This is a genomic window from Thermococcus sp. 9N3, assembly GCF_012027685.1.
Classification (GTDB): Archaea; Methanobacteriota_B; Thermococci; order Thermococcales; family Thermococcaceae; genus Thermococcus; species Thermococcus nautili.
The window spans coordinates 1-402 of record NZ_SNUV01000015.1 but is presented as its reverse complement, the minus strand read 5'-3'; the positions used below and the strand labels follow the sequence as shown (position 1 = coordinate 402).

1 pseudogene is annotated in these 402 nt (G+C 42.5%); it reads left to right on the top strand.

The features are described 5' to 3' along the window. Nucleotides 1-402 (top strand): annotated as a pseudogene (locus E3E30_RS11190) (S-layer protein); the annotation flags it as partial.

Genomic DNA, 402 nt, shown 5'->3' with positions numbered 1-402 from the left:
ACATCCTCTATGTTGACGCAAACGGTGATGAAGACTTTGAGCCATTCGATACATACCCATCAGCAAGGATCCAAGAACTCCTGCAGAACGGAGTTAAGAAAATCTTCGTGTTTTCACCAACAGATTTCTTCATTGGAATTGGCGGAACAAGGCAAGTAACGTACAAGTACGAGTACTACGAAAAGATCAGAATGTACCAAGATGGAGAAATTTATGAAGGACAGTGGGTTTGGGACATTGACCCAGAAAACAACCTCTTCACTCTCTACCTACATGTTGATCCAGAAAACAACTTCCCAAAAGTTACACTTGGAGAGGGAGAAATGCTAAAGCTTCCAATTGGTGGACTCAACATACAGCCCGTGTTTGCAAAAGACGAGAACGGGGAGATAACAGGAATTA